Origin of the sequence: Burkholderia oklahomensis C6786, assembly GCF_000959365.1 — a bacterium.
In the GTDB taxonomy this organism is placed as follows: domain Bacteria; phylum Pseudomonadota; class Gammaproteobacteria; order Burkholderiales; family Burkholderiaceae; genus Burkholderia; species Burkholderia oklahomensis.
The window spans coordinates 646,788-665,819 of sequence record NZ_CP009556.1 but is presented as its reverse complement, the minus strand read 5'-3'; the positions used below and the strand labels follow the sequence as shown (position 1 = coordinate 665,819).

20 protein-coding genes are annotated in these 19,032 nt (G+C 65.2%); 5 read left to right on the top strand and 15 right to left on the bottom strand.

Features of this window, described 5'->3' with window-relative positions:
- Nucleotides 1-418 precede the first annotated feature (418 nt).
- Complete coding sequence (locus tag BG90_RS20975; RefSeq protein ID WP_010122242.1) at nucleotides 419-2,782, top strand: DNA polymerase II; 2,364 nt, start codon at nucleotides 419-421, stop codon at nucleotides 2,780-2,782.
- Nucleotides 2,783-3,021: 239 nt separating this feature from the next.
- Entirely contained in the window at nucleotides 3,022-3,342 is a 321-nt protein-coding gene (locus BG90_RS35465; protein ID WP_144411701.1) for a hypothetical protein, read from the top strand.
- Here BG90_RS35465 and trhA read toward each other — a convergent pair.
- Both trhA and BG90_RS35460 read right to left on the bottom strand, forming a co-directional pair.
- Entirely contained in the window at nucleotides 3,330-3,950 is a 621-nt protein-coding gene (trhA, locus tag BG90_RS20970; protein WP_025990539.1) for a PAQR family membrane homeostasis protein TrhA, read from the bottom strand. The two genes, BG90_RS35465 and trhA, sit on opposite strands and share 13 nt — an antisense overlap.
- 163 nt (nucleotides 3,951-4,113) lie before the next feature.
- Nucleotides 4,114-4,305 (bottom strand): hypothetical protein, encoded by a 192-nt coding sequence (locus BG90_RS35460; RefSeq protein ID WP_124072366.1) that lies wholly within the window; start codon nucleotides 4,303-4,305, stop codon nucleotides 4,114-4,116.
- A 26-nt stretch (nucleotides 4,306-4,331) separates the two neighbouring features.
- Here BG90_RS35460 and BG90_RS20965 point away from each other — a divergent pair, with 26 nt between their 5' ends.
- The 3 genes from BG90_RS20965 to BG90_RS20955 all read left to right on the top strand — a co-directional run bounded on the left by BG90_RS20965 (nucleotide 4,332) and on the right by BG90_RS20955 (nucleotide 7,663).
- Nucleotides 4,332-4,670, top strand: a complete 339-nt coding sequence (locus BG90_RS20965; protein ID WP_010122240.1) for a thioredoxin family protein — start codon at nucleotides 4,332-4,334, stop codon at nucleotides 4,668-4,670.
- Between the two features lie 21 nt (nucleotides 4,671-4,691).
- Nucleotides 4,692-5,111 (top strand): secondary thiamine-phosphate synthase enzyme YjbQ, encoded by a 420-nt coding sequence (locus BG90_RS20960; RefSeq protein ID WP_010122238.1) that lies wholly within the window; start codon nucleotides 4,692-4,694, stop codon nucleotides 5,109-5,111.
- Between the two features lie 854 nt (nucleotides 5,112-5,965).
- Nucleotides 5,966-7,663: a M4 family metallopeptidase gene (locus tag BG90_RS20955; protein WP_010122236.1), complete on the top strand. Its 1,698-nt coding sequence runs from the start codon at nucleotides 5,966-5,968 to the stop codon at nucleotides 7,661-7,663.
- A gap of 302 nt (nucleotides 7,664-7,965) precedes the next feature.
- On the opposite strand, the gene BG90_RS20950 is transcribed toward BG90_RS20955, so the two are convergent.
- From BG90_RS20950 to flgB, 13 genes are all read right to left on the bottom strand, one after another.
- Nucleotides 7,966-8,472 carry a winged helix-turn-helix domain-containing protein gene (locus BG90_RS20950; RefSeq protein ID WP_157135692.1) on the bottom strand — a complete coding sequence of 169 codons (507 nt, stop codon included), beginning with the start codon at nucleotides 8,470-8,472 and terminating at the stop codon, nucleotides 7,966-7,968.
- A gap of 542 nt (nucleotides 8,473-9,014) precedes the next feature.
- Nucleotides 9,015-10,070: a hypothetical protein gene (locus tag BG90_RS20945; protein ID WP_010122232.1), complete on the bottom strand. Its 1,056-nt coding sequence runs from the start codon at nucleotides 10,068-10,070 to the stop codon at nucleotides 9,015-9,017.
- 27 nt (nucleotides 10,071-10,097) lie between these two features.
- Nucleotides 10,098-11,009 (bottom strand): flagellin N-terminal helical domain-containing protein, encoded by a 912-nt coding sequence (locus tag BG90_RS20940; RefSeq protein ID WP_010112100.1) that lies wholly within the window; start codon nucleotides 11,007-11,009, stop codon nucleotides 10,098-10,100.
- Nucleotides 11,010-11,025: 16 nt separating this feature from the next.
- A complete protein-coding gene (gene flgK / locus BG90_RS20935) occupies nucleotides 11,026-12,384 on the bottom strand; it encodes a flagellar hook-associated protein FlgK (RefSeq protein WP_010122229.1) in 1,359 nt (452 codons plus the stop codon).
- Between the two features lie 110 nt (nucleotides 12,385-12,494).
- Nucleotides 12,495-12,869, bottom strand: coding sequence for a peptidoglycan hydrolase (locus BG90_RS20930; protein WP_010122227.1), 375 nt, complete (start codon nucleotides 12,867-12,869; stop codon nucleotides 12,495-12,497).
- Nucleotides 12,870-12,878: 9 nt separating this feature from the next.
- Nucleotides 12,879-13,934 (bottom strand): flagellar basal body P-ring protein FlgI, encoded by a 1,056-nt coding sequence (locus BG90_RS20925; RefSeq protein WP_010112097.1) that lies wholly within the window; start codon nucleotides 13,932-13,934, stop codon nucleotides 12,879-12,881.
- Nucleotides 13,935-13,993: 59 nt separating this feature from the next.
- Nucleotides 13,994-14,656, bottom strand: a complete 663-nt coding sequence (gene flgH / locus BG90_RS20920) for a flagellar basal body L-ring protein FlgH (protein ID WP_374189779.1) — start codon at nucleotides 14,654-14,656, stop codon at nucleotides 13,994-13,996.
- Nucleotides 14,653-15,441: a flagellar basal-body rod protein FlgG gene (flgG, locus tag BG90_RS20915; RefSeq protein ID WP_025990536.1), complete on the bottom strand. Its 789-nt coding sequence runs from the start codon at nucleotides 15,439-15,441 to the stop codon at nucleotides 14,653-14,655. Before flgG ends, flgH begins: the two co-directional genes overlap by 4 nt.
- Nucleotides 15,442-15,505: 64 nt before the next feature.
- The gene (locus tag BG90_RS20910; RefSeq protein WP_010112094.1) at nucleotides 15,506-16,234 is read right to left on the bottom strand and encodes a flagellar basal body rod protein FlgF; all 729 of its coding nucleotides are present in this window, start codon (nucleotides 16,232-16,234) and stop codon (nucleotides 15,506-15,508) included.
- A 4-nt stretch (nucleotides 16,235-16,238) separates the two neighbouring features.
- On the bottom strand, nucleotides 16,239-17,426 hold the full coding sequence (locus tag BG90_RS20905) for a flagellar hook protein FlgE (protein ID WP_010122225.1): 1,188 nt from the start codon (nucleotides 17,424-17,426) through the stop codon (nucleotides 16,239-16,241).
- A gap of 41 nt (nucleotides 17,427-17,467) precedes the next feature.
- A complete protein-coding gene (locus BG90_RS20900) occupies nucleotides 17,468-18,139 on the bottom strand; it encodes a FlgD immunoglobulin-like domain containing protein (RefSeq protein WP_010112092.1) in 672 nt (223 codons plus the stop codon).
- 43 nt (nucleotides 18,140-18,182) lie between these two features.
- On the bottom strand, nucleotides 18,183-18,599 hold the full coding sequence (gene flgC, locus BG90_RS20895) for a flagellar basal body rod protein FlgC (RefSeq protein ID WP_010112091.1): 417 nt from the start codon (nucleotides 18,597-18,599) through the stop codon (nucleotides 18,183-18,185).
- A gap of 34 nt (nucleotides 18,600-18,633) precedes the next feature.
- Nucleotides 18,634-19,011 (bottom strand): flagellar basal body rod protein FlgB, encoded by a 378-nt coding sequence (flgB, locus tag BG90_RS20890; RefSeq protein ID WP_025990535.1) that lies wholly within the window; start codon nucleotides 19,009-19,011, stop codon nucleotides 18,634-18,636.
- Nucleotides 19,012-19,032: the final 21 nt, after the last annotated feature.

Here is a 19,032-nt window from a genome sequence, read left to right as displayed (position 1 = left end):
GCGCCAGCCCGGTCCTTCGTCCGCCGCGCGTTGCAGGCGATATGCCGCGCCGGCGCCGACGGCCGGTCACGTACTCGCCATCACGAACCGCGCCGACCGCGATCGCGCGAACCTCGGATGGCCGCATCCGACGTACGCCTGCGCCTGTCCGCCGTTGACGGTGCCGCGGCTTCGGCGATCCGACGCCGGGTGTCGCATCGATCGCCGGTTCGCGTCGCGGCCGCGACGAACGATCGGGCCTGATTCTCGCCAGCCGGCAGCACACCCGCTCGCCCGCCGCTCGTTCTCGCCGGCGCTCTTCGACGCGTCCCCGCCGCCGGACGCCGCATCGCAACGAAATCCGCCGACGAAATCCGAATCCGCACGCCGCCCCCGGCGCTACAATCCCGCGGCTGCGTGTCGATAGCGAGAGTATGTTTTGACGGAATTCGAACAGGGCTTCATTCTCACCCGCCACTGGAGGGACACGGCGAAGGGCACCGAGGTCGAGTTCTGGCTGGCGACCGAGCGCGGCCCGCGCCGGGTCCGCTTGCGCACGCAGGAATCGGTCGCGTTCATTCCCGCCGAGCAACAGGAACAGGCCGAACGCGCACTGAACGGCGACACCGACGCCGTGCTGCGCCCCCTCCCGCTGCGCGACTTCCGTCAGCGCCCGGTCGTCGGTCTCTATTGCCGGCGCTACCGCCATCTCGCCGCCCTGAAGAAGCACCTGAGCCAGTCGGGCGTCGACGTCTACGAGTCCGACGTCCTTCCGCCGGAGCGCTACATGATGGAGCGCTTCATCACCGCGCCGGTCCGGTTCCGCGGCGTGCCGGACAGCGACGGCGCATTGGTCGACGGCGAGCTGAAAACCGGCACCGACTATCGCCCGACACTGCGATGCGTGTCGCTCGACATCGAAACGAGCGCCCGGAGCGAGCTCTACTCGATCGCGCTCGACGGATGCGGACAGCGGCAGGTCTTCATGCTCGGCCCGGCCAACGGCGACGGCGACGTCGATTTTCAACTGGAATACTGCGAAAGCCGGCCCGCGCTGATCGAGCGGTTGAACGACTGGCTCGCGCGGCACGATCCCGACGTGATCATCGGCTGGAATCTCGTGCAGTTCGACCTGCGCGTGCTGCATGCGCACGCCGAGCAGTATCGGGTTCCGCTGCGGCTCGGACGCGGCGGCAGCGTGCTCGACTGGCGGGCGCACGGCCAGCAGCCCGATCATTTCTTCGCGACGGCGGCCGGGCGGCTCGTGATCGACGGCATCGACGCGCTGAAATCCGCGACCTGGACCTTTCCGTCATTCAGTCTCGAACACGTCGCGCAGTCGCTGCTCGGCGAAGGAAAGGCGATCGACAATCCGTACCAGCGCATGGACGAAATCCAGCGCCGGTTCGATCACGACAAACCCGCGCTCGCACGCTACAACCTGAAGGACTGCGAGCTCGTCACGCGCATTTTCGAGAAAGCGGATCTGCTGCCGTTCATGCTCGAACGCGCGACCGTCACGGGGCTGCCTGCGGATCGCATCGGCGGATCGGTCGCGGCGTTCACGCATCTGTACATGCCGAGGATGCACCGGCTGGGCTACGTCGCGCCGAATCTCGGCGACGTGACCGGGCAAACGAGTCCCGGCGGCTTCGTGATGGATTCGCGGCCCGGACTCTACGACTCGGTTCTCGTGCTCGACTACAAGAGCCTGTATCCGTCGATCATCCGCAGCTTCCTGATCGATCCGGTGGGGCTCATCGAGGGCATCAGCCATCCGGACGACAGCGAATCGGTGCCCGGCTTTGTCGGCGCCCGCTTCTCGCGCAGCCGGCATTGCCTGCCGGACATCGTGCGTCGCGTGTGGGAAGGCCGCGAGCTCGCGAAGCGCCAGCACAATCAGCCGCTGTCGCAGGCGCTGAAGATCATCATGAACGCGTTCTACGGCGTGCTCGGCTCCTCCGGATGCCGGTTCTTCGATCCGAGGCTCGCGTCGTCGATCACGATGCGCGGCCACGAGATCATGCACGAGACGCGCAAGCTCATCGAGGCGCAGGGTTACGACGTCATCTACGGCGACACCGACTCGACGTTCGTCTGGCTGAAACGCCCGCACGCCAGCGAAGAAGCCGATCGCATCGGCCGCGCGCTCGTCGGCCATATCAATCGCTGGTGGCAGACGCATCTGCAGGCCCGCTTCGGACTCGACAGCGCACTCGAAATCCAATACGAGCGGCACTATCACCGATTCCTGATGCCGACCGTCCGCGGCACGGAGGAAGGCAGCAAGAAGCGCTACGCCGGCCTCACCGTCGCACCGGACGGCGGCGAGGAGCTCGTGTTCAAGGGCCTCGAGACCGTGCGGACCGACTGGACTCCACTGGCCCAGCAGTTCCAGCGGGAGCTATACCGACGGGTCTTCAAGCGGGAGCCGTACCATGACTTCATCCGGGAATACGTGCGCCGCACGCTCGCCGGCGAATTCGATGCGCTGCTGATCTATCGGAAACGGCTGCGCCGGCCACTGGGCGAATACCAGCGCAACGTCCCGCCGCACGTCCGCGCCGCGCGCGTCGCCGACGCATTCAATCGCGAACAGGGGCGCCCGCTGCAGTACCAGCATGGCGGATGGATCAGCTACGTGATGACGACGGCGGGTCCCGAACCGCTCGAGACGCTCCGCATGCCGATCGATTACGCGTTCTACGTGAGCCGCCAGTTGCAGCCCGTTGCCGACGCGATTCTTCCGTTCCTGCGCGACGATTTCGAATCGGTGATCTCGGGGCAGGGGCAGTTGTTCTAGAGGCAGGACAGTCACGCCGCGTCGAATGCGCGATTGTCCGGTTCCCGGCTCGCCATCGGCGTTCTCCATCGCGACCGCCCATAACGTTCACGGCGCTGTTTGGCTCGCATCACCCCTTTGCAAATTCCTGACTACGCGACAGCGGGCTTTCGGAAAAGGCGTCTTTGACATTCTATAAAGCACCCAATCAGACATCTTCTCCGAGGCACGCGGGTCCCGCTCGTCTCAAAAGGATGTCCTTGGACGACGAAACTCTCGAAGAAGTCGTCCTTGGAAAGGGCCGTCGGCAGACAACCCCTGACCCGCATGGAGTGACGTATCGCGCCATTTCCGATCTCGATGCCGATGCCTTCATCGCACGCGGCCATTCATCGCATGCGGCGCGATGTCGCTCGCGCACGTCCGTCAACACCGATGACCTCCCGCCGCGCGATGTCCGCTTCGCCCCGAAACCGACCGCCATCGTCGTCAAGCGTGCAAGGATCGTTCAGAGCGGACGACGGCCGCTCGTCGGGCAGCCAACCCGGCGTTCACGATCGCCGGCACATCATGCAACGTAGCGCGCGACGCTGACGAATTGGCACAGGCTGCCCGCCAGAACGAACAGATGCCAGATGCCATGCCCATGGCGGATGCGCTCGTCGTTGATGAAGAAATAGATGCCGGCGCTGTAGATGACGCCGCCCGCCACGAGCCAGGCGGTGCCCTCTGCCGGTAACGCATGGATCAGCGGGCGGATCGCAACGAGCGCGAGCCATCCCATCAGGACATACAGCGTCATCGAAACGATGCGGGTGCGCCGCCCGAGCGTGAGCTCCTGCGCGATGCCCAGAGCGGCGAGCCCCCAGCTGACGCCGAACAGCGACCAACCCCACGGTCCGCGCAACGTGACGAGCGTGAACGGCGTGTAGCTGCCGGCGATCAGCAGGTAGATCGCCGAATGATCGCATTTCTGCAGGATGGCTTTCAGGCGCGGGCTGCGCACGCTGTGGTAAAGCGTCGAGATGGCATAGAGCACGCACAGCATCGCACCGTACACGCTGAAGCTCACGACCTTGTACGCGTCGCCGTCGAGCGCGCCCATCGTCACGAGCGTCACCAGCCCCACCACCGACAGCACGGCACCAACGAGATGGGTAATGCTGTTGAAACGCTCACCGACATGCACGACGCTGTCCTCCCGCACGGGTTCATCAAGGTAAGTCATCGACATGATACCGGGCCGGAGCCGACAATGAACTTTCGCCCGTAGACAACGGGCAGCGGTATTTCGACTCGCGCCTAGCCATCGTTTCAGAGACAGGCTGACGGACCCCATCCCGAAAAAGATGTCATTGGGCGAAAAAATCCTCAGAAAAGCCGTCTTTGGAACGAGCACCATCGGCTGCGGCCGGACTGGCTTTTCTTGCTTCTCGCGAGATCGACCGTTTCGTCATCGCTTGTGACGGCGCAAGCCGGACGGCGTCCCACGCCGCCGCGCCCTTTTGCGCTACAGTAAAACCATTGGCTTCGAATACGGCCACGACACAGTCAGACTTCTGTAAAGCACATGAGAGCGACGACGCATACTCCTCAGGCCTACTTCGCCGATGCGCCTACGCGCGCCGAAGTCGACGCGCTCGTTGGTGCGACCGTCATCGAGTTCGGCGCGAATTGGTGCGGCATCTGCACGGCCGCGCAGCCCAAGATTCGCGACGCATTCTCGGCGCACCCCGCGGTTCGGCATCTGAAAATCGAAGACGGCCCCGGCCGGCCGCTCGGCCGCTCATTCGGAATCAAGCTCTGGCCGACGCTGGTGTTCCTGCGCGACGGCGTCGAAATCGCGCGCGTCGTCCGCCCCGTCAGCGCCGAGCAGATCGAATCCGAGGGCTTCGCCGCGCTGGGATGAGCACACCGACGCCCAATGACCATGCAACAGTCGATTCAACACATTACCGTCGAGGCGCGCGGGTGCGGCCTCGTCGAGCTCACGCCGCAGGTACGCGCATTCGTCGAACAGCAGTCGATCCGCACCGGCCTCCTCACCGTGTTCTGCCGGCACACCTCCGCTTCGCTGCTGATCCAGGAGAACGCGGATCCGTCGGTGCAGCGTGACCTGGAACGTTACTTCGCCACCCTCGCGCCCGAGGACGGTTCGCGCTACGAGCACGACACCGAGGGCCCCGACGACATGCCCGCGCATTTGCGCACGGCGCTGACGCAGGTGCAGTTGTCGATTCCCGTCGAACATGGGCGCATGGTGCTCGGCACCTGGCAAGGCATTTACCTCTTCGAGCATCGCCGCGCCGCGCATCGACGCGATATCGTGCTGCATCTGATCGGCGAATGAACGCGCGTCGCGCGCGGTATCGCCGCAGTGCGATGCCGCCAACGCCGACAATATCCGGCTCGATCCGGCATTCGAGAAGCAGGTCGTAAGCGTGCCGCGACACCAGGATCGGGGCGTATATCTGCAAGTCGATCGCGCCCGGTAACGCGTCGACGTTGTCGTTTTGGATCGTGAGCCCTCAGCCGCCCCGTCATCGGCATCGAATACGACGGCGGGATCAACCGCTCCGGCGCGACTCCGCGGGATCCCGCGCGTGTCTACGGATATTCCCTCGGTGTCCACCGTCGACGATCATCGCGTCATGCGATGAACCGCGTTTTTTGCACGTCATCGAACGCCGCGCCGTTTCGTTCTTCCAAACAATGCCGCCATTCGTTCGCCGGCCGGCTCGCCAGACATCAGCCGCCCATTCGAAAATGCAGGCCGCCTGAATTGAAAAACGCTGCTTCATGGATCAATTGAATATTCATAAAATACCATTAACAATTGAAATGAATATCCAATGAAATAAAACATGGCGGCTGTTGTCGGCCTGCAAGCGCGCCACGAGCTCCGTTCGAGCCGCATCGCACGCGGCGCCACTCCGCTGTCGAATCTTTTGACACGCACTCGGCGCATGCCGCCAGTTCAATGTCGCCGACGCGCCCAACGCGTCGCACAAGATCATTTCAGATTTCTCACCAACACCTGACTCGATTCATGTCGACACAATGAAAAATTAATTTATTGGTAATTATCTTGTAAATATTGATTTGACCTTCTAGCATGCCTTTGCAGTTCGCCGCACCTCTCATGTTTAGTGCTTGCACTTAATACGTTTTCAATAATTACGCATTCATTATCTGGAGGATTACATGAAGAAGCTATCTTGCCTTCTGTCCGTCACTGCGATTTCCCTTGCCAGTCTCAGCGCGTTTGCGCACGCCGGCGATCAGCAGGCCGCAGTCGACCGGGCGCTGCAACTGATCCGGCAGAACCCGATCGCCTTCAACCTGGCCGCCGGCAGCGCCGCGCACACGCTGAAGTTCGCGGCCGCGCAGGCGAGCGCGCCGGTGGAAGGCGACCAGTTCCAGGTGCGCGACGTGATCGTCGACCCCGACGGCACCGAGCACGTGCGCTTCGACCGCTTCTACGCGGGTCTGCCCGTGATCGGCGGCGACGTCGTCGTCCACTCGAGCCAGGGGCAACTGAAGCAGGCCAACCTGACCCAGCCCACGCCGATCAATCTCGCCGGCAAGATCGGCAAGGTCGGCGACCGCTTCGTGGTGCGCAACGCGCCCGACGTGGGCACGGCCACGGCCCGGCGCGTCGCGTCCGCGCGCTTCGGCGAAGACGTGCGCCGCGTCGAGGGCGCGGATCTCGTCGTGTTCGCGCGCGACGTCGCGCCGACGCTGGCCTATGCGGTGCGGGTGTACGGCAAGGCGACCGACGCGCACGGCGAAGCCGTGCTCTACTACGTCGACGCGCGCACGGGCAACGTGCTCGACGCGCAGGACCTGATCAAGACCGCCTCCGCGACCGGCACCGGCCGTTCGCTGTACTACGGCAACCTGCCGCTGACGACCGACCAGACCGGCATGAACGCATACCGGATGCTCGATCCGACGCGCGGCGGCGGCTCGGTGTACGACGGTCGCGGCCTGACCTCGGACGACGTCGAGCTGGCCACCGATCTGCCGATCTTCACGAGCAGCACGAACGTGTGGGGCAACAACACGACCAGCGACCGGCAGACCGTCGCAGCCGACATCGACTACGGCCTCGCGCTGACCTGGGATTACTACAAGGCCACGCACAACCGCAACGGCATCTTCAACGACGGCCGCGGCGTGAAGAGCTACGCCCACGTGGTGTTCAACACCGGCAGCGGCACGACCGGCGCGAACGCGGCATGGCTGTCGTCGCGCGTGATGGTGTACGGCGACGGCGAGCCGGGCACCCGCCTGCCGAAGCCCGTCGTGTCGATCGACGTGGCCGGGCACGAGATGAGCCACGGCGTAACCGAAGCCACCGCGAACCTGAACTATTCGGGCGACGCGGGCGGCCTTAACGAATCGACGTCCGACATCTTCGGCACGCTCGTCAAGTTCTACGCGGACAACCCGAACGATCCGGGCAACTACGTGATCGGCGCGCGCGTGACGAGCGGCGGCCTGCGCAAGATGTACAAGCAGGATCTCGACGGCCGGTCGTACAGCTGCTATCCGTCCGGCGGCTTCTCGTGGTTCAATCCGCGCCACGATCCGCACTACTCGTCGGGCGTCGGCAACCGCTTCTTCTACCTGCTTTCGGAAGGCCCGGTGGCGCCGGCGACCGATACCGGACTGTCGACGAGCCAGCTTGTCTGCAACGGCGACACCCGCTTCAGCGGCCTGGGCCGCGACAAAGCCGGCAAGATCTGGTACCGGACGCTGACCGTGTACCTGACCACCAACTCCAGCTATCCGAGCGCGAGGCGCGCGTCGATCCAGGCGGCGAATGACCTGTACGGCGCGAATTCGGTTGAGAGCGCAACGGTCGCGCGCGCGTGGAGCGCCGCTGGCGTGAACTGACGGCGCTGCGCGTGCGCGTCAAGGGCCCTGCCGATCGCGACGATCGCGCGGCTGCACTTTCGATCCGGACGAAAGCGAGCCGATCGAGGTCGAGCGCCGGGTGGGCCTGGGAAGCGTAGGCGTCGATCAGCCGCTTGCGATTGCAAGCGGCTGATCGAAGGACATTTCATCTGTGCGAGGGGGGACTGCATGTTCGAGGAAGTCGCGGAGGTACGCTCGTTCACGAAGCCGGTTGAGTCCCCATTCACCCATATTGGCGTTGGCGGCCGCCGTGTGGGCCAATCCCTTCCGAATACCAATGCCTAAAGCACTAGATACCATGTCAGCATGGCGGCCCACAGCGTGATGACGAGGAGCAATATCCGCTCGCCATGCCGCAGCAGACGCTGCAAACCGGTAGGCGAACGATCCGTCGCGTGCAGCGGCGGCTCCGGCTCAAGCTGAAACGGCACGCCCGCGTCGAGCGCGGAATGATCGACGGGCACATGCGCGTCGGCACCGGCGTCGGCCGACTGCCGATCGTCGGCCAGCCGGACCGCGAACCCCATGAACTTCAGGCCCTGGCGCGGCAGCGTCTTGATGAGCGCGCCGCTGAGCTGATGCTCCTCCAGGCGGGTCCTGAGCGACCGCACGAGCTGATGGTAGCTGCTGTCGGTCACGATGACGCCCTTGTCGCCCCAAACGTGCTTAATGACTTCCGCTTTCGCGATCATGCCGGAGAGCACCATTTCCAGAAGCGCCGACTCGTTGGCGGTCAGTTCGGTTTCCCGGCCGGCGTGCGACAAGCTCATGTGGTAGCTATCGAACATCACGCGATCTTCTATCAGATATCTCGTCATCATCTCGTACACGGCATACCGTACCGTTGCATACATGCGAATGGCTTTGCGGACGGGCCGGCAGCGGAAAGCCGGCGTGCGGAATCGGAACGCGCTCGGCCTGAAGCGCAGGACAAATTCGTGTCCGAATAATCGATGCATACATTCTGGGACTGTCGGCGGTCCGCATAAATCGGATGCGTCTTAAATATGCCGAAACGTGGACTGTTCGTCCCTTTACGCAAGCGCGTCCGATGCGGTCACCGAAACGCATACACGACGCGCGCCCGGCGAGCGGCCGTCATGCCGCGCCGAAGCGGTGTTTTCGCGCATGATGCGGCGGCGTTGACATCGACCGGACAGGAAAACGAAACGAAAAAAGCGAAAGGCAGTGAATGCGACGGGATGCCGTCGTGTCCGACGACACACCTGTCTACGGCGGCGAAGCGCATCGCCGGACGGCGCGTGCTCGCCCGGCGCGCGCCGCGTCCGGTTCGCGCGCATCGAACATCGCGCCGCGGACGCCGCGCACGTCAACGCAGCGCCAGCAGTTCGCGCACGCGCGCCGCCCGAACGCCCGAGGCTGCGACGTTCAATGCTGCGACGTCGCAAAAATGCCGACCGGACGCCAGCGATTCCGCCACACCGGCGCTCGTCGCGCGCGCCCACTCCGCGTCGTGACCGGCCGGCGCGGCGCTGGCCGCGCGTCGCGCGTCTCTCAACGTGCGCTGGACGGTTTCACACACGCTTTCGACGTGCCTGATCGCATGCACAGCCCGGCGCAGCGATGCATGCAGCGCATCCCGATCGTCTACGCTCCACTGCGACGGCTCGATGACGCCCGGCAACGCGCCGAGCGCCGGCCGCTGCGGCTGCCCAGCCGGAAAGCGCACGCCGCCGCCCCGGATGCGCAGCCCCTCTTCGAGCGACGACCATTTCGATTCGGAGACGGAAAAGCGAATCCGCTCGTGCGCATCCAGCCTGACGTCGACGCCGAGCGCGGCCAGGCCTTGCTTCAGCCGAGCCGCCAGATCGCGCGCGGAGAGATTCGCCTCGACGTAGACCGTCGCCGACCGGGCGCCCGCGGGGCTCAGGTAGAACGTAAGCATCTCGCCTTCCGCGCGCCGTCCATCGCGTCCGTTGAGCCCGCGCACCACGAAGCTGCGTTGCGCGGCGCCTGCGTCGCCCGCTTCGAGCAGGTTGTTCAAGCGCCCGCCCGTCGCTTGATGCCGGCGCGCCCACTCCGCCGACACCGCGTCGAGCTTCGCGCGGACGTCGTGATCTCCGCCGCCGGCGAGCCGGGTGCCGAGCGCGCCCTTCAGGTCTTTCAGGTGCGCGGCGAAACGGCCCAGATAATCGAGCACCTGCTGCGAGCCGGACGCTTCCGCGTTCAGCCGTTGCCGAACGGCAAACGCGTCGCGCCGCGCCTTCGACGCACCGACGGCCGCGTCGGCATGCCCGCTTCGCGACGCGTCTCGTTCAGTACGGGCAATCGGGCGCATGCGCGTGATGCGGGCATCGGCCGGCGCGGTCTCGGTCCGTTGGTTGGCGCCGCCGCCCAGGCGTTGGCCGGCGGGCGCGGCAATCATTCGAACGTCCATCGATCGTCACCCGCGTCACAGCACATTGAAGAGCGACATCTGGATCACCTGCGCATAGATCTTCTGCGTCGCCTCGAGCGCGACCCGGTAATTCATGTATTCCTCGTAGACCTGCGCGACATCGGCCTGTCCGACGTCGAGCACCGCCTCCGCACCCGCCACCTGCGCTTCCTGGTGCATGTCGTCGAACAGCTTGAGCGTGCTGCGCGCATTGCCGGACCGGGCGATCTTCGCATCGACGGCGTTCCTCGTCGCGTCGCTCGCGTCCAGCGCCGCGACGAGCACCGCGCGCACGGCGTCGTCGTTCGGATCGGCGCCCGGCGTGTTCATCGTCTCGATCGCATGTTCGAGCTTGTTGAGCAGGTCCGCCATCTCCTTCATGTTGTCGTTGGCGACTTCGGTCATGCCGTCGCCGACGATCACTTCCTGCTGCTTGTCGTTGCCCGCATACGTGTATCGCGACCCGACCGGCTTGGTCTCATCGTATTGAATCGGCTGCGTCTTGATCGCCGTGCCCGAGAACAGGTAATTTCCTTCGCCATCCTTCGCATTCGCCGTCGCGACGAGACTGCGCCGCAGCGTTTCGAGCGTCTGCGCAATCGCGGGCAGATCCTGCGGCGGCTTGCTGCCGTCCGACGCCCAGAGCAGCAAATCTCGCACGTCGCCGAGCCCCGTGCCGAGCCCTGTCATCCTGCTCTCGGCGAGCTGAAGCCGGCTCGTCAGCTTGCCGATGTTGTCGCGATATTGCTCGCGCGCGCCGTCCTGCTGGATCAGCAACGCGAGGCGGACCGAACCGATCACGTCGTCGGACGTGCGGAGAATCCGCTGGCGAGTCGCCATGCGGACCATCGCGTCGGCGATCTGCGACTGCGCGCGCTGTGACACGCCGATCATGATCGAATGATATTGGTTGCTCGTCACCCGCATGGCGTTCCTCCTTCCGTCAGATCGATTTCAGCGTGGTCTCGAACAGCTCGTTCGCCACGGAGATCACTTTCATGTTCGCGCTGTACATTTCCTTGAAGCGCAGGATGTTCATCGCCTCCTCGTCCTTGTCGACGCCGCTCACCGATTGCCAATCGCGCTCGGCCTGCGCGCGCGTCGCGTCCGCGGTTTCGAGCAGCTGCTTGTTCTCCCGGCTGGCCGAGCCGATCTTCGCCATCATCACCGCCGTCGCGTTCTCGAGCGACACCGTGCCCAGGCCCGGCACGTCGATCTTGCTATGGCCCAGCTCGATCAGCGCGCGCAGATTCGCGTTGTCGCCCGGATTGTCCGGGTCGCCGGAGAACGCGAGATCGTCCGGCTTGAGCGTCTTGTCGATGCCGAGCATGCCGGTCGACGGGTCATACGTGATCAGCGGCTTGCCGGGCTTGCCGTTCATGTCGTAGCCATCGCCGAGCTGCGTGTTGACGAGATCGACCAATTGCGATCCCAGCGACCGCAGCGCTTCCATTTGCGGACGCAGCACGTCGTCCTCGACATCGGACAGCCCGCGCAGCGCGCCGCCGACGCTCGCCGTTCTGACCGGCATCGTCTGATCGCCGAACGTGAGCGACAGGGTCTGGCGGCCCGACGCGTCGTGCTCGACCGCCATCGTCGCCGCCTGATTGCCGAGCACGAGCGGCTGACCCGTGCCGAGCGACACGTCGACCGTGCCGTTCGGCTGCTGGACGACCCGCACGCCGGCCAGGCCCGACAATGCGTCGACCGCGACGTCGCGCTGATCCAGCAAGCCGGACACGTCGGCGCCCGCCGCCTGCCCCGACATGATCTTCGCGTTCAGTTCCGCGATTGCCGCAGCGCGGCCGTTGATCTCCTCGACCGTCGCGACGCGCGCCTGCTCGATATTCCGCAACTGTTCGTTCAGCGTCGAGCGCATGTTGTTGAACTGCTTCGTCATCGAACCGGTGGCGTCCAGCACCGCCTGGCGCAGCACGGACGACCCCGGGTCCGTGCTTGCAGCGTTGAGCGACGCGAAGAAAGCGCCCATCCCGAGATCGTTCGTCTTGCTCTTTCCCTCCGGCAGGCTGATGCTCGTCAGGCGCTCGAGCTGATCAAGATAGGACTGGCTCGCCTTATGGCGTCCGAGCTTGCCGTTCGTCGTCCAGAGCTGCTGGGTCTTGTAGCTCTCGTTGAAGCGGAGCGTCGCCGACGTGTCGACGCCGCCGTTCGCTCCGCTCGACAGCAGCACACCTCGACGCGAATAGCCGCTGGTCGCGAGGTTGGAGGTGTTGTCCGCGGTCGCGCGCAGCGACCAGTTCGCCGCGCGCAAGCCGGACATGCCGATATAGATCAGGTTCATCGTGATAAACGCCTTTTGAATGCCAGGACGCGGACGTCGCCGCGGTCGGGCCAACTGGTGAACGAAGGTGCGAAAGACAATGCCATTCGGCGACCGGAACGCGCGACGCCTTAAATCGGCGCGCGCGTGCTTGCGCCTGCGCGCGCCGCGGCTCGGCCCGGCAGCGCATCGGGAGCGATCTGCCTCAGGATGAAATCGGCGATGCCGAATGCGCGCCGGGACGCGAGCGATTGCGTGACGGCCGCGTCCACGAAATCCGTCAGACTGCCGTTGACGGGATCGCGCAGCAGGCTGCCTTCCGGGCTGATTTCGCGGATCGACTTGCGCATTTCCCGGATCAGTTGCGCGATGAGCAGCGCCTCGAACTGCTCGGCCGCGCCGACGGCCTTGCGTCGCTCGGCCGCTTCGGCGCTCGCCGGCGCGACGCGCCCGACCTCGGCCGCGTCAAACGCGACGGGCGTGGAATCGATGCTTGCAAACGACATGAAAACTCCCTAGATAACGACTAGTTCGCCATTGAGCGCGCCGGCCTCGTCCAACGCCTGCAGGATCGCCATCACGTCGTCGGGGCCGGCGCCCGTCGCGTTGATCGTGTCGACGATCGTCTGAAGGCTGACGCCCGCGGGCCATCTGAACATCCGGTTGCCGCTCGGCTCGACGTCGACCTTCGACAGCGGCGCCACGGCGGTTTGCCCGCCGGCGAACGCGTTCGGCTGGCTGACGAGCGCGCCTTCCGAGATCGTGACCCGCAGCGCGCCGTGGGACACCGCCGCCGGCGCGACCGTCATCCCTTCGCTGATCACGACGGTGCCCGTGCGCGAATTGAACACCACCCGAGGTGCCTCCTTGCCGCTCGCCACGTTGATCGCGTTGAGCCTCGCGACGAACGCCACCCGCGCGGTCGGATCGCCAGGCGCCTTCACTTCGACGCTCGTGCCGTCGCGCGCGACGGCGAAGCCCGCGCCGATCACGCCGTTCACCGCGTTGACGATGTTCGTCGCCGTCTGGAAATTGGGGCGCTTCAGGCTCAGCCGCACGTACGGCTTCGCGTCGAAATCGGTGGCGATTTCCTGTTCGATCGTCGCGCCCTGCGGAATGCGGCCGGCCGCGGTCGCGTTGACGGTCACGCTCGAGCCGCTTCGCCCTTGCGCGCTGACGCCCGGCACGACCAAGTTGCCCTGCGCGAGCGCGTAGACGACGCCGTCCGCCGCGCGCAGCGGCGTCAGCATCAGCGTGCCGCCGCGCAGGCTTTTCGCGTCGCCGAGCGACGACACCGTCACGTCGATGTGCTGGCCCGCCACGTAGCCGGGTGGGAAATTCGCGCTCACCATCACGGCCGCGACGTTTCGGGAGCGCAGACGTATCCCTTCCGGCAGCGCGATGCCGAACTGCTTGAGCATGTTGGCGACGGATTGCCCGGTATAGCGGATCTGCTGGCCGTCCCCAGTGCCGTTGAGGCCGACGACGAGGCCGTAGCCGATCAACTGGTTCTGCCGCACCCCTTCGACGTCGACCAGCGTGCCCAACGCCGCCGCGCGGGCGCCGCACATGGCGGCCAACAGCACGGCGGCGCCCGCGGTCCGCCACGTTAGTTGTAGTGATTTCATCATCAGAATGGCATCCACGGACCATTGAAGAAGCGCGTAAGCCAGCCGGCGGCGTTCGAGTCGGACAGCGCGCCCTTGCCCACGTACTTGATGCGGGCGTTCGCGATGCGGCGCGACGACACGCGGTTGTTCGTGTCGATGTCGGCCGGGCGGACGTAGCCCGTCAGCCTCATGATCTCCTCGCCCTGATTCAACGCCAGCACTTTCTCGCCCTTCACCTGCAACAGGCCGCCCGCCATGACCTGATGGACGATGACGGTGATCTCGCCGCGCAGCGTGTTCTGCTGCGAGCTCGTGCCGCTGCCGTTGAAATCGCGCTTCACGCCGACCGACGAATCAAACGTCAGCGGATTGCCGAACAGCATGCCCGGCTTGAATTCGAAATCTCCTTTCTTGCCGAAGCGCGTGTCCGCACGCTTGCTCGCCTGAGTCGTTTCCTCGAGGACTACGGTCAAGGTGTCGCCCGGGCGGTATGCACGGCCGTCCGACGCAAGCGACCATGCAGACACCGGATTGAACACGCCGCCCGCGCGGCCGGCCGCCGGCGCGGTCGCGAAGGGCGGCAGATCGTCGTCGGCGAAGTCGGGCCGCGGCTGCTCGATCACCGTGCAGCCGGCGAGCGCGAGGCTTCCGAGTAGCAGCGGAATCAGGAGAGCTCGCATCACCGCGCCGCCTGCGCGAGGTACTGCAGCATGCTGTCGGCCGCGCTCAGCACCTTCGTGTTCATCTCGTAGGTTCGCTGCGCGGCGATCATCTCGACCATTTCGTCGACGACCTTCACGTTCGATGCCTCGAGCGAACCCTGCTTGATCTTGCCGAACGCGTCGGTGCCCGGGTCCCCCTCGTTCGGCGGACCGCTCGCGACAGTCTCCATGTAAAGGTTGTCGCCGATCGACAGCAGCCCGGCCGGGTTGACGAAGTCCGCGAGCTGAACCTGCCCGACCTCGGTCAGTTCGCTGGCCCCTGGCGTCTTCACCGCGACGACGCCGTTCTCGCCGATGACGATCTCGGTCGCGTTCTCCGGAATCGCGATCTCGGGCTGCAACGGCAGGCCTTGCGCGTTCGTGAGCAGGCCTTCCGCGTTCTTGGTCAGTTGGCCGGCGCGCGTGTAGCCGGTTTCGCCGTTCGCCAACTGCATCTGCAGGAAACCCTTGCCGACGATCGCGACGTCGAGCGCTTGTCCGGTGGTCTGCACGCTGCCGTCCGTAAACACCTTCTGCGTGCCGACGAGGCGCGTACCGGTGCCGAGCTGGACGCCGAGCGGCGCCGCGTTGTTCTGATCGAGCTGCGCGCCGGGCTGGCGCTCGATCCGGTAAAACAGATCCTCGAACACCATCCGATCGCGCTTGAAGCCGACCGTGTTCGCATTCGCGAGATTGTTCGCGATCGCCTGAAGCCTCGCATCCTGCGCCTGAAGGCCGGTCTTGCTAATCCACATTGCCTGATTCATCGTTTTCCTCACTTCAACTGGATGACGGGCGGAGCGGCGAACCGCTCCACCACGATCCGCGCGATCAGCCGCGGATCAGCCTGTTGCCCGCGTCGGCCATGTCGCCCGCCGCGTTGTACAAACGCATCTGCACCTCGAATGCGCGGTTGAGGGCCATCGTCGAGGTCATCTCGTCGACGGGCGACACATTGCTGCGCTCGAGATGGCCGCCCAGCACCCTGACGTCGTCGCTAGCCGGCAGCGGCGCGCCGTTGCGCGGGACCAGCAAGCCGGTCTCGTTCTTCACCAGCTCGGACGCGTCTGCATCGACGAGTTCAAGCCGGTCGACCGCCTGGACTTCGGTGTCGCCCGCGACGGTAATCGACAGCGTGCCGTCCTCGCCGATGCGCACGCTCGTGAAATCCGGCAGCACGACCGGGCCGCCTTCGCCGATCACCGGCCGGCCGTTGACGGTCAGCGCGCCGTCCGCGTCGATCTGGAAATTCCCCGCGCGCGTATACGCGTTGCCGCCGTTCGGCCCTTGCACAGTGAAGTAGCCGCGGCCCTGGATGGCCGCGTCCAGCTCGCGGTCGGTTTCCTCGACGACGCCCGCGTCCGCACTCAACACGTTCGCCTGCAGCTCGATCAAGTGACGGCTGTCGTAGCCGTAGCCCGCGACCGGTCGCGTCCGAGCGGCCTCGAGCTCGGCGCGAAAGCCGTCGGTCTGCGCGTTCGCGATGTTGTTCGCATGCACCTCGAGCGCGTGCAGCGCCCGGCCGGCGCCGCTCATGACGGTATAGATCAGCGCATCCATCGCGTCACAGCGCCTGCATCAACGACTGCATCATCTGGTTCTCCGTCGCGATCACCTTCGAATTCGCCTGGTAGTTGCGCTGCGCGGACATCATGTCGACCAGTTCCCGCGTCACGTCCGCGTTGGACATCTCGAGTGACGCCGTCGCAAGCTTGCTGAACATCCCCGAGCCGGGCGTCCCGTAAAGCGGATTGCCGGACGCGGTCGACGCCTTCCACGCGGTGTCGCCGACCGCCGTCAGGCCGTCGGCACTCGCGAACGCAGCGAGCGCGACCGTGCCCACCGTGCGCTTCTGCCCGTTGCTGTACTGAACGACGACGTTGCCTTTCTCGTCGATCGACGGCTCTCCCGGCGTGCCCGCCGCATAGCCGTTCTGGTTGTTCGTGGTCGTCGTGGAATCGCCGCCGACCTGCATGACGCCGGTGTAGTTGACGTTGACGACGAGCTTTCCCGCGCCGGCGGGCGTGCCCAAATCGAGCGCGACCGGCGCGGTCGGCTCCGTGAGCTTGCCGTTTTCGTCGAACTTCAGGGTCTGCTTGGCCGGCGTCGCGCCGCCGACCAGCTCGTTGTCCATCGCGTAATACGTGTCGATGTCGGTCGACGGCGCGGGCTGCTTCACGAAATACTGCGTGACGACATGCTTGCGGCCCAACGAATCGTAGACGGTCGTCGAGACCGAATGGTTGAACGAAGTATCGTCGTCCTTATCGAATTTCGGATTCTTCGGCACTTTCCAGTCCGCCGACAGGTTCCCCGCATATTCGATGCTGTCGCTCGCCTTCGCCGGCTCGACCGTGTTCGGCACCTGAAGATCGCCGAGCACTCCGTTCGCCGCATAGCCCTGCACGCGGCGCCCGAAGCCGTCCACCATGTAGCCGTCGGCGGCGCGCTGGAATATGCCGACGCGGGTATACAGCAACGAGCCGTCGGCATCCTTGGTCACGAAAAAGCCGTCCTGCTGGATCGCCGCGTCGAGGCCGCGCCCCGTCTTCATGATGCTGCCGCCGATGCCGACGTTCTGCGTGATGGAGCCGATATACGTGCCGTTCGGCTGCGCGCCCGCGACCATCGTCGCGAAATTGGCGCGTCCCGACTTGAAGCCGTAGGTGCCCGTGTTCGCGATGTTGTGGCTGATCGTGTTCAGCTGGTTGTTGACGGCGTTGATGCCGGACAATGCGATGTTGAAGCTCATGGAATCTCCTTCGGAACATGGAGTGTGAAACAAAACAAGGGCTAGACCGAGCGCCCCATGAAACTGGTGATCGACGCGACATCGATCTCGCCGATCCCGGCGACGCGCACCCGAACCTTGCCGTCCGCGGCGACGCGCACCCCTTCGAGGGTTCCGCTGAACTCGACCGCCGGCTCCGTCTTCGCACCCGTCTCGACCTTCACCTTGTACTTGCCGGGCGGCAAACCGTGCTTTTGCGGATCGATTTCGAAATTCACGTCGCCTTTCGGCTGCTCGCCCAGGTCGATGCGATGCTGCTCGCCGTCCGGGCCCGTCAACACGACCGTGACCTTGGACGCGCCGTTCTCGAGCGCCAGCCGGCCTTTCACCTTCTCGTCGCCGATCTCGATCGAATCGGCCTTCGCCATCACGGCCGCGCCCACCTGCGAACCGAGCGCAACGACCAGCATGCTCGATGTCGTCGCGAGGTTCTGGTTAGTCAGCACGGCGACGGTCTCCATCGCCTGGGTCTGCTGCATCATCATCAATTGCGTGACGAACTGCGACGAATCCATCGGTTCGAGCGGGTTCTGATTCCGGATCTGCGCGTCGAGCAGTTTCGCGAACAAGTCCGCCGGCGAACCTTCGGGGTTGGCATTCGGCGCGGGCGTCTTGTTGCCGCGCGCGCCCGCCGCGTCGTTGCCGGAATACGGCGATTGAATCGAATTCGACATACCTGACCTCCTTTCACGTCGTTGAAACGGGAAGAACCCGCGCTCACTGCCCCAGCTTCAGCAATTCCATCTGCATGCCGTTCACGCGCCCGAGCACTTCGACATTGGTCGAGTACGCGCGCGTCGACGACAGCATGTCGGTCATTTCCTCGACCGGATCGACGTTCGGATACAGCACGTTGCCGTCGGCGTCGGCCAGCGGATTACCGGGCTGATGCACCTTGCGCAGCGGCTCCGTGCTCTGCACGACGTCGAGCACCTGCACTGCCGCGCCGTTCACCTCGCCGTCCGCGCCGACCTTGAAGATCGACGCGAACACCGGCTTGCGGGCGCGGTACGTCGACGCCTCGGTGCTCGACGCGGCGTCCGCGTTGGCGAGATTGCTCGCGATCGTGTTGAGCCGAACCGTTTGCGCGGCCATCGCGGAGCCGGCGATCTGGGCGATGTCTTTGAAACTCATGGTGAACTCGCTGTTTAGTCGAAAGGTCGTCGGATCAACCGTTGCCCGTGATGGCCGCCTGCAGGCCCTTGAGCTTGAGGTTGAGGAAAGTCAGACTCGTCTGGAAATCGGCGGCGTTCTGCGCGAACGCCGCCTGCTCGACGCCCAGCTCCACCGTGTTGCCATCTTGCGCGGGCTGGTACGGCACGCGGTAGCCGAGCGTCGCTTCGCCGTCGAGCGCCGCGCCGAACGCGTCGCCTCGCCGTCCGGAGCCGGCAGCGGCCGCCATGCTGGCCTTGAAATCCAGATCCCGCGCCTGATAGCCCGGCGTGTCGAGATTCGCGAGGTTCGACGCCAACATCTTCGTGCGCTCGGCCCGCAACTTCAGCGCGGCAGGATGCAGATCCAATCCGCCTGTCAAATCAAATGCCATTTAGTCCTCCTTGCTATACAC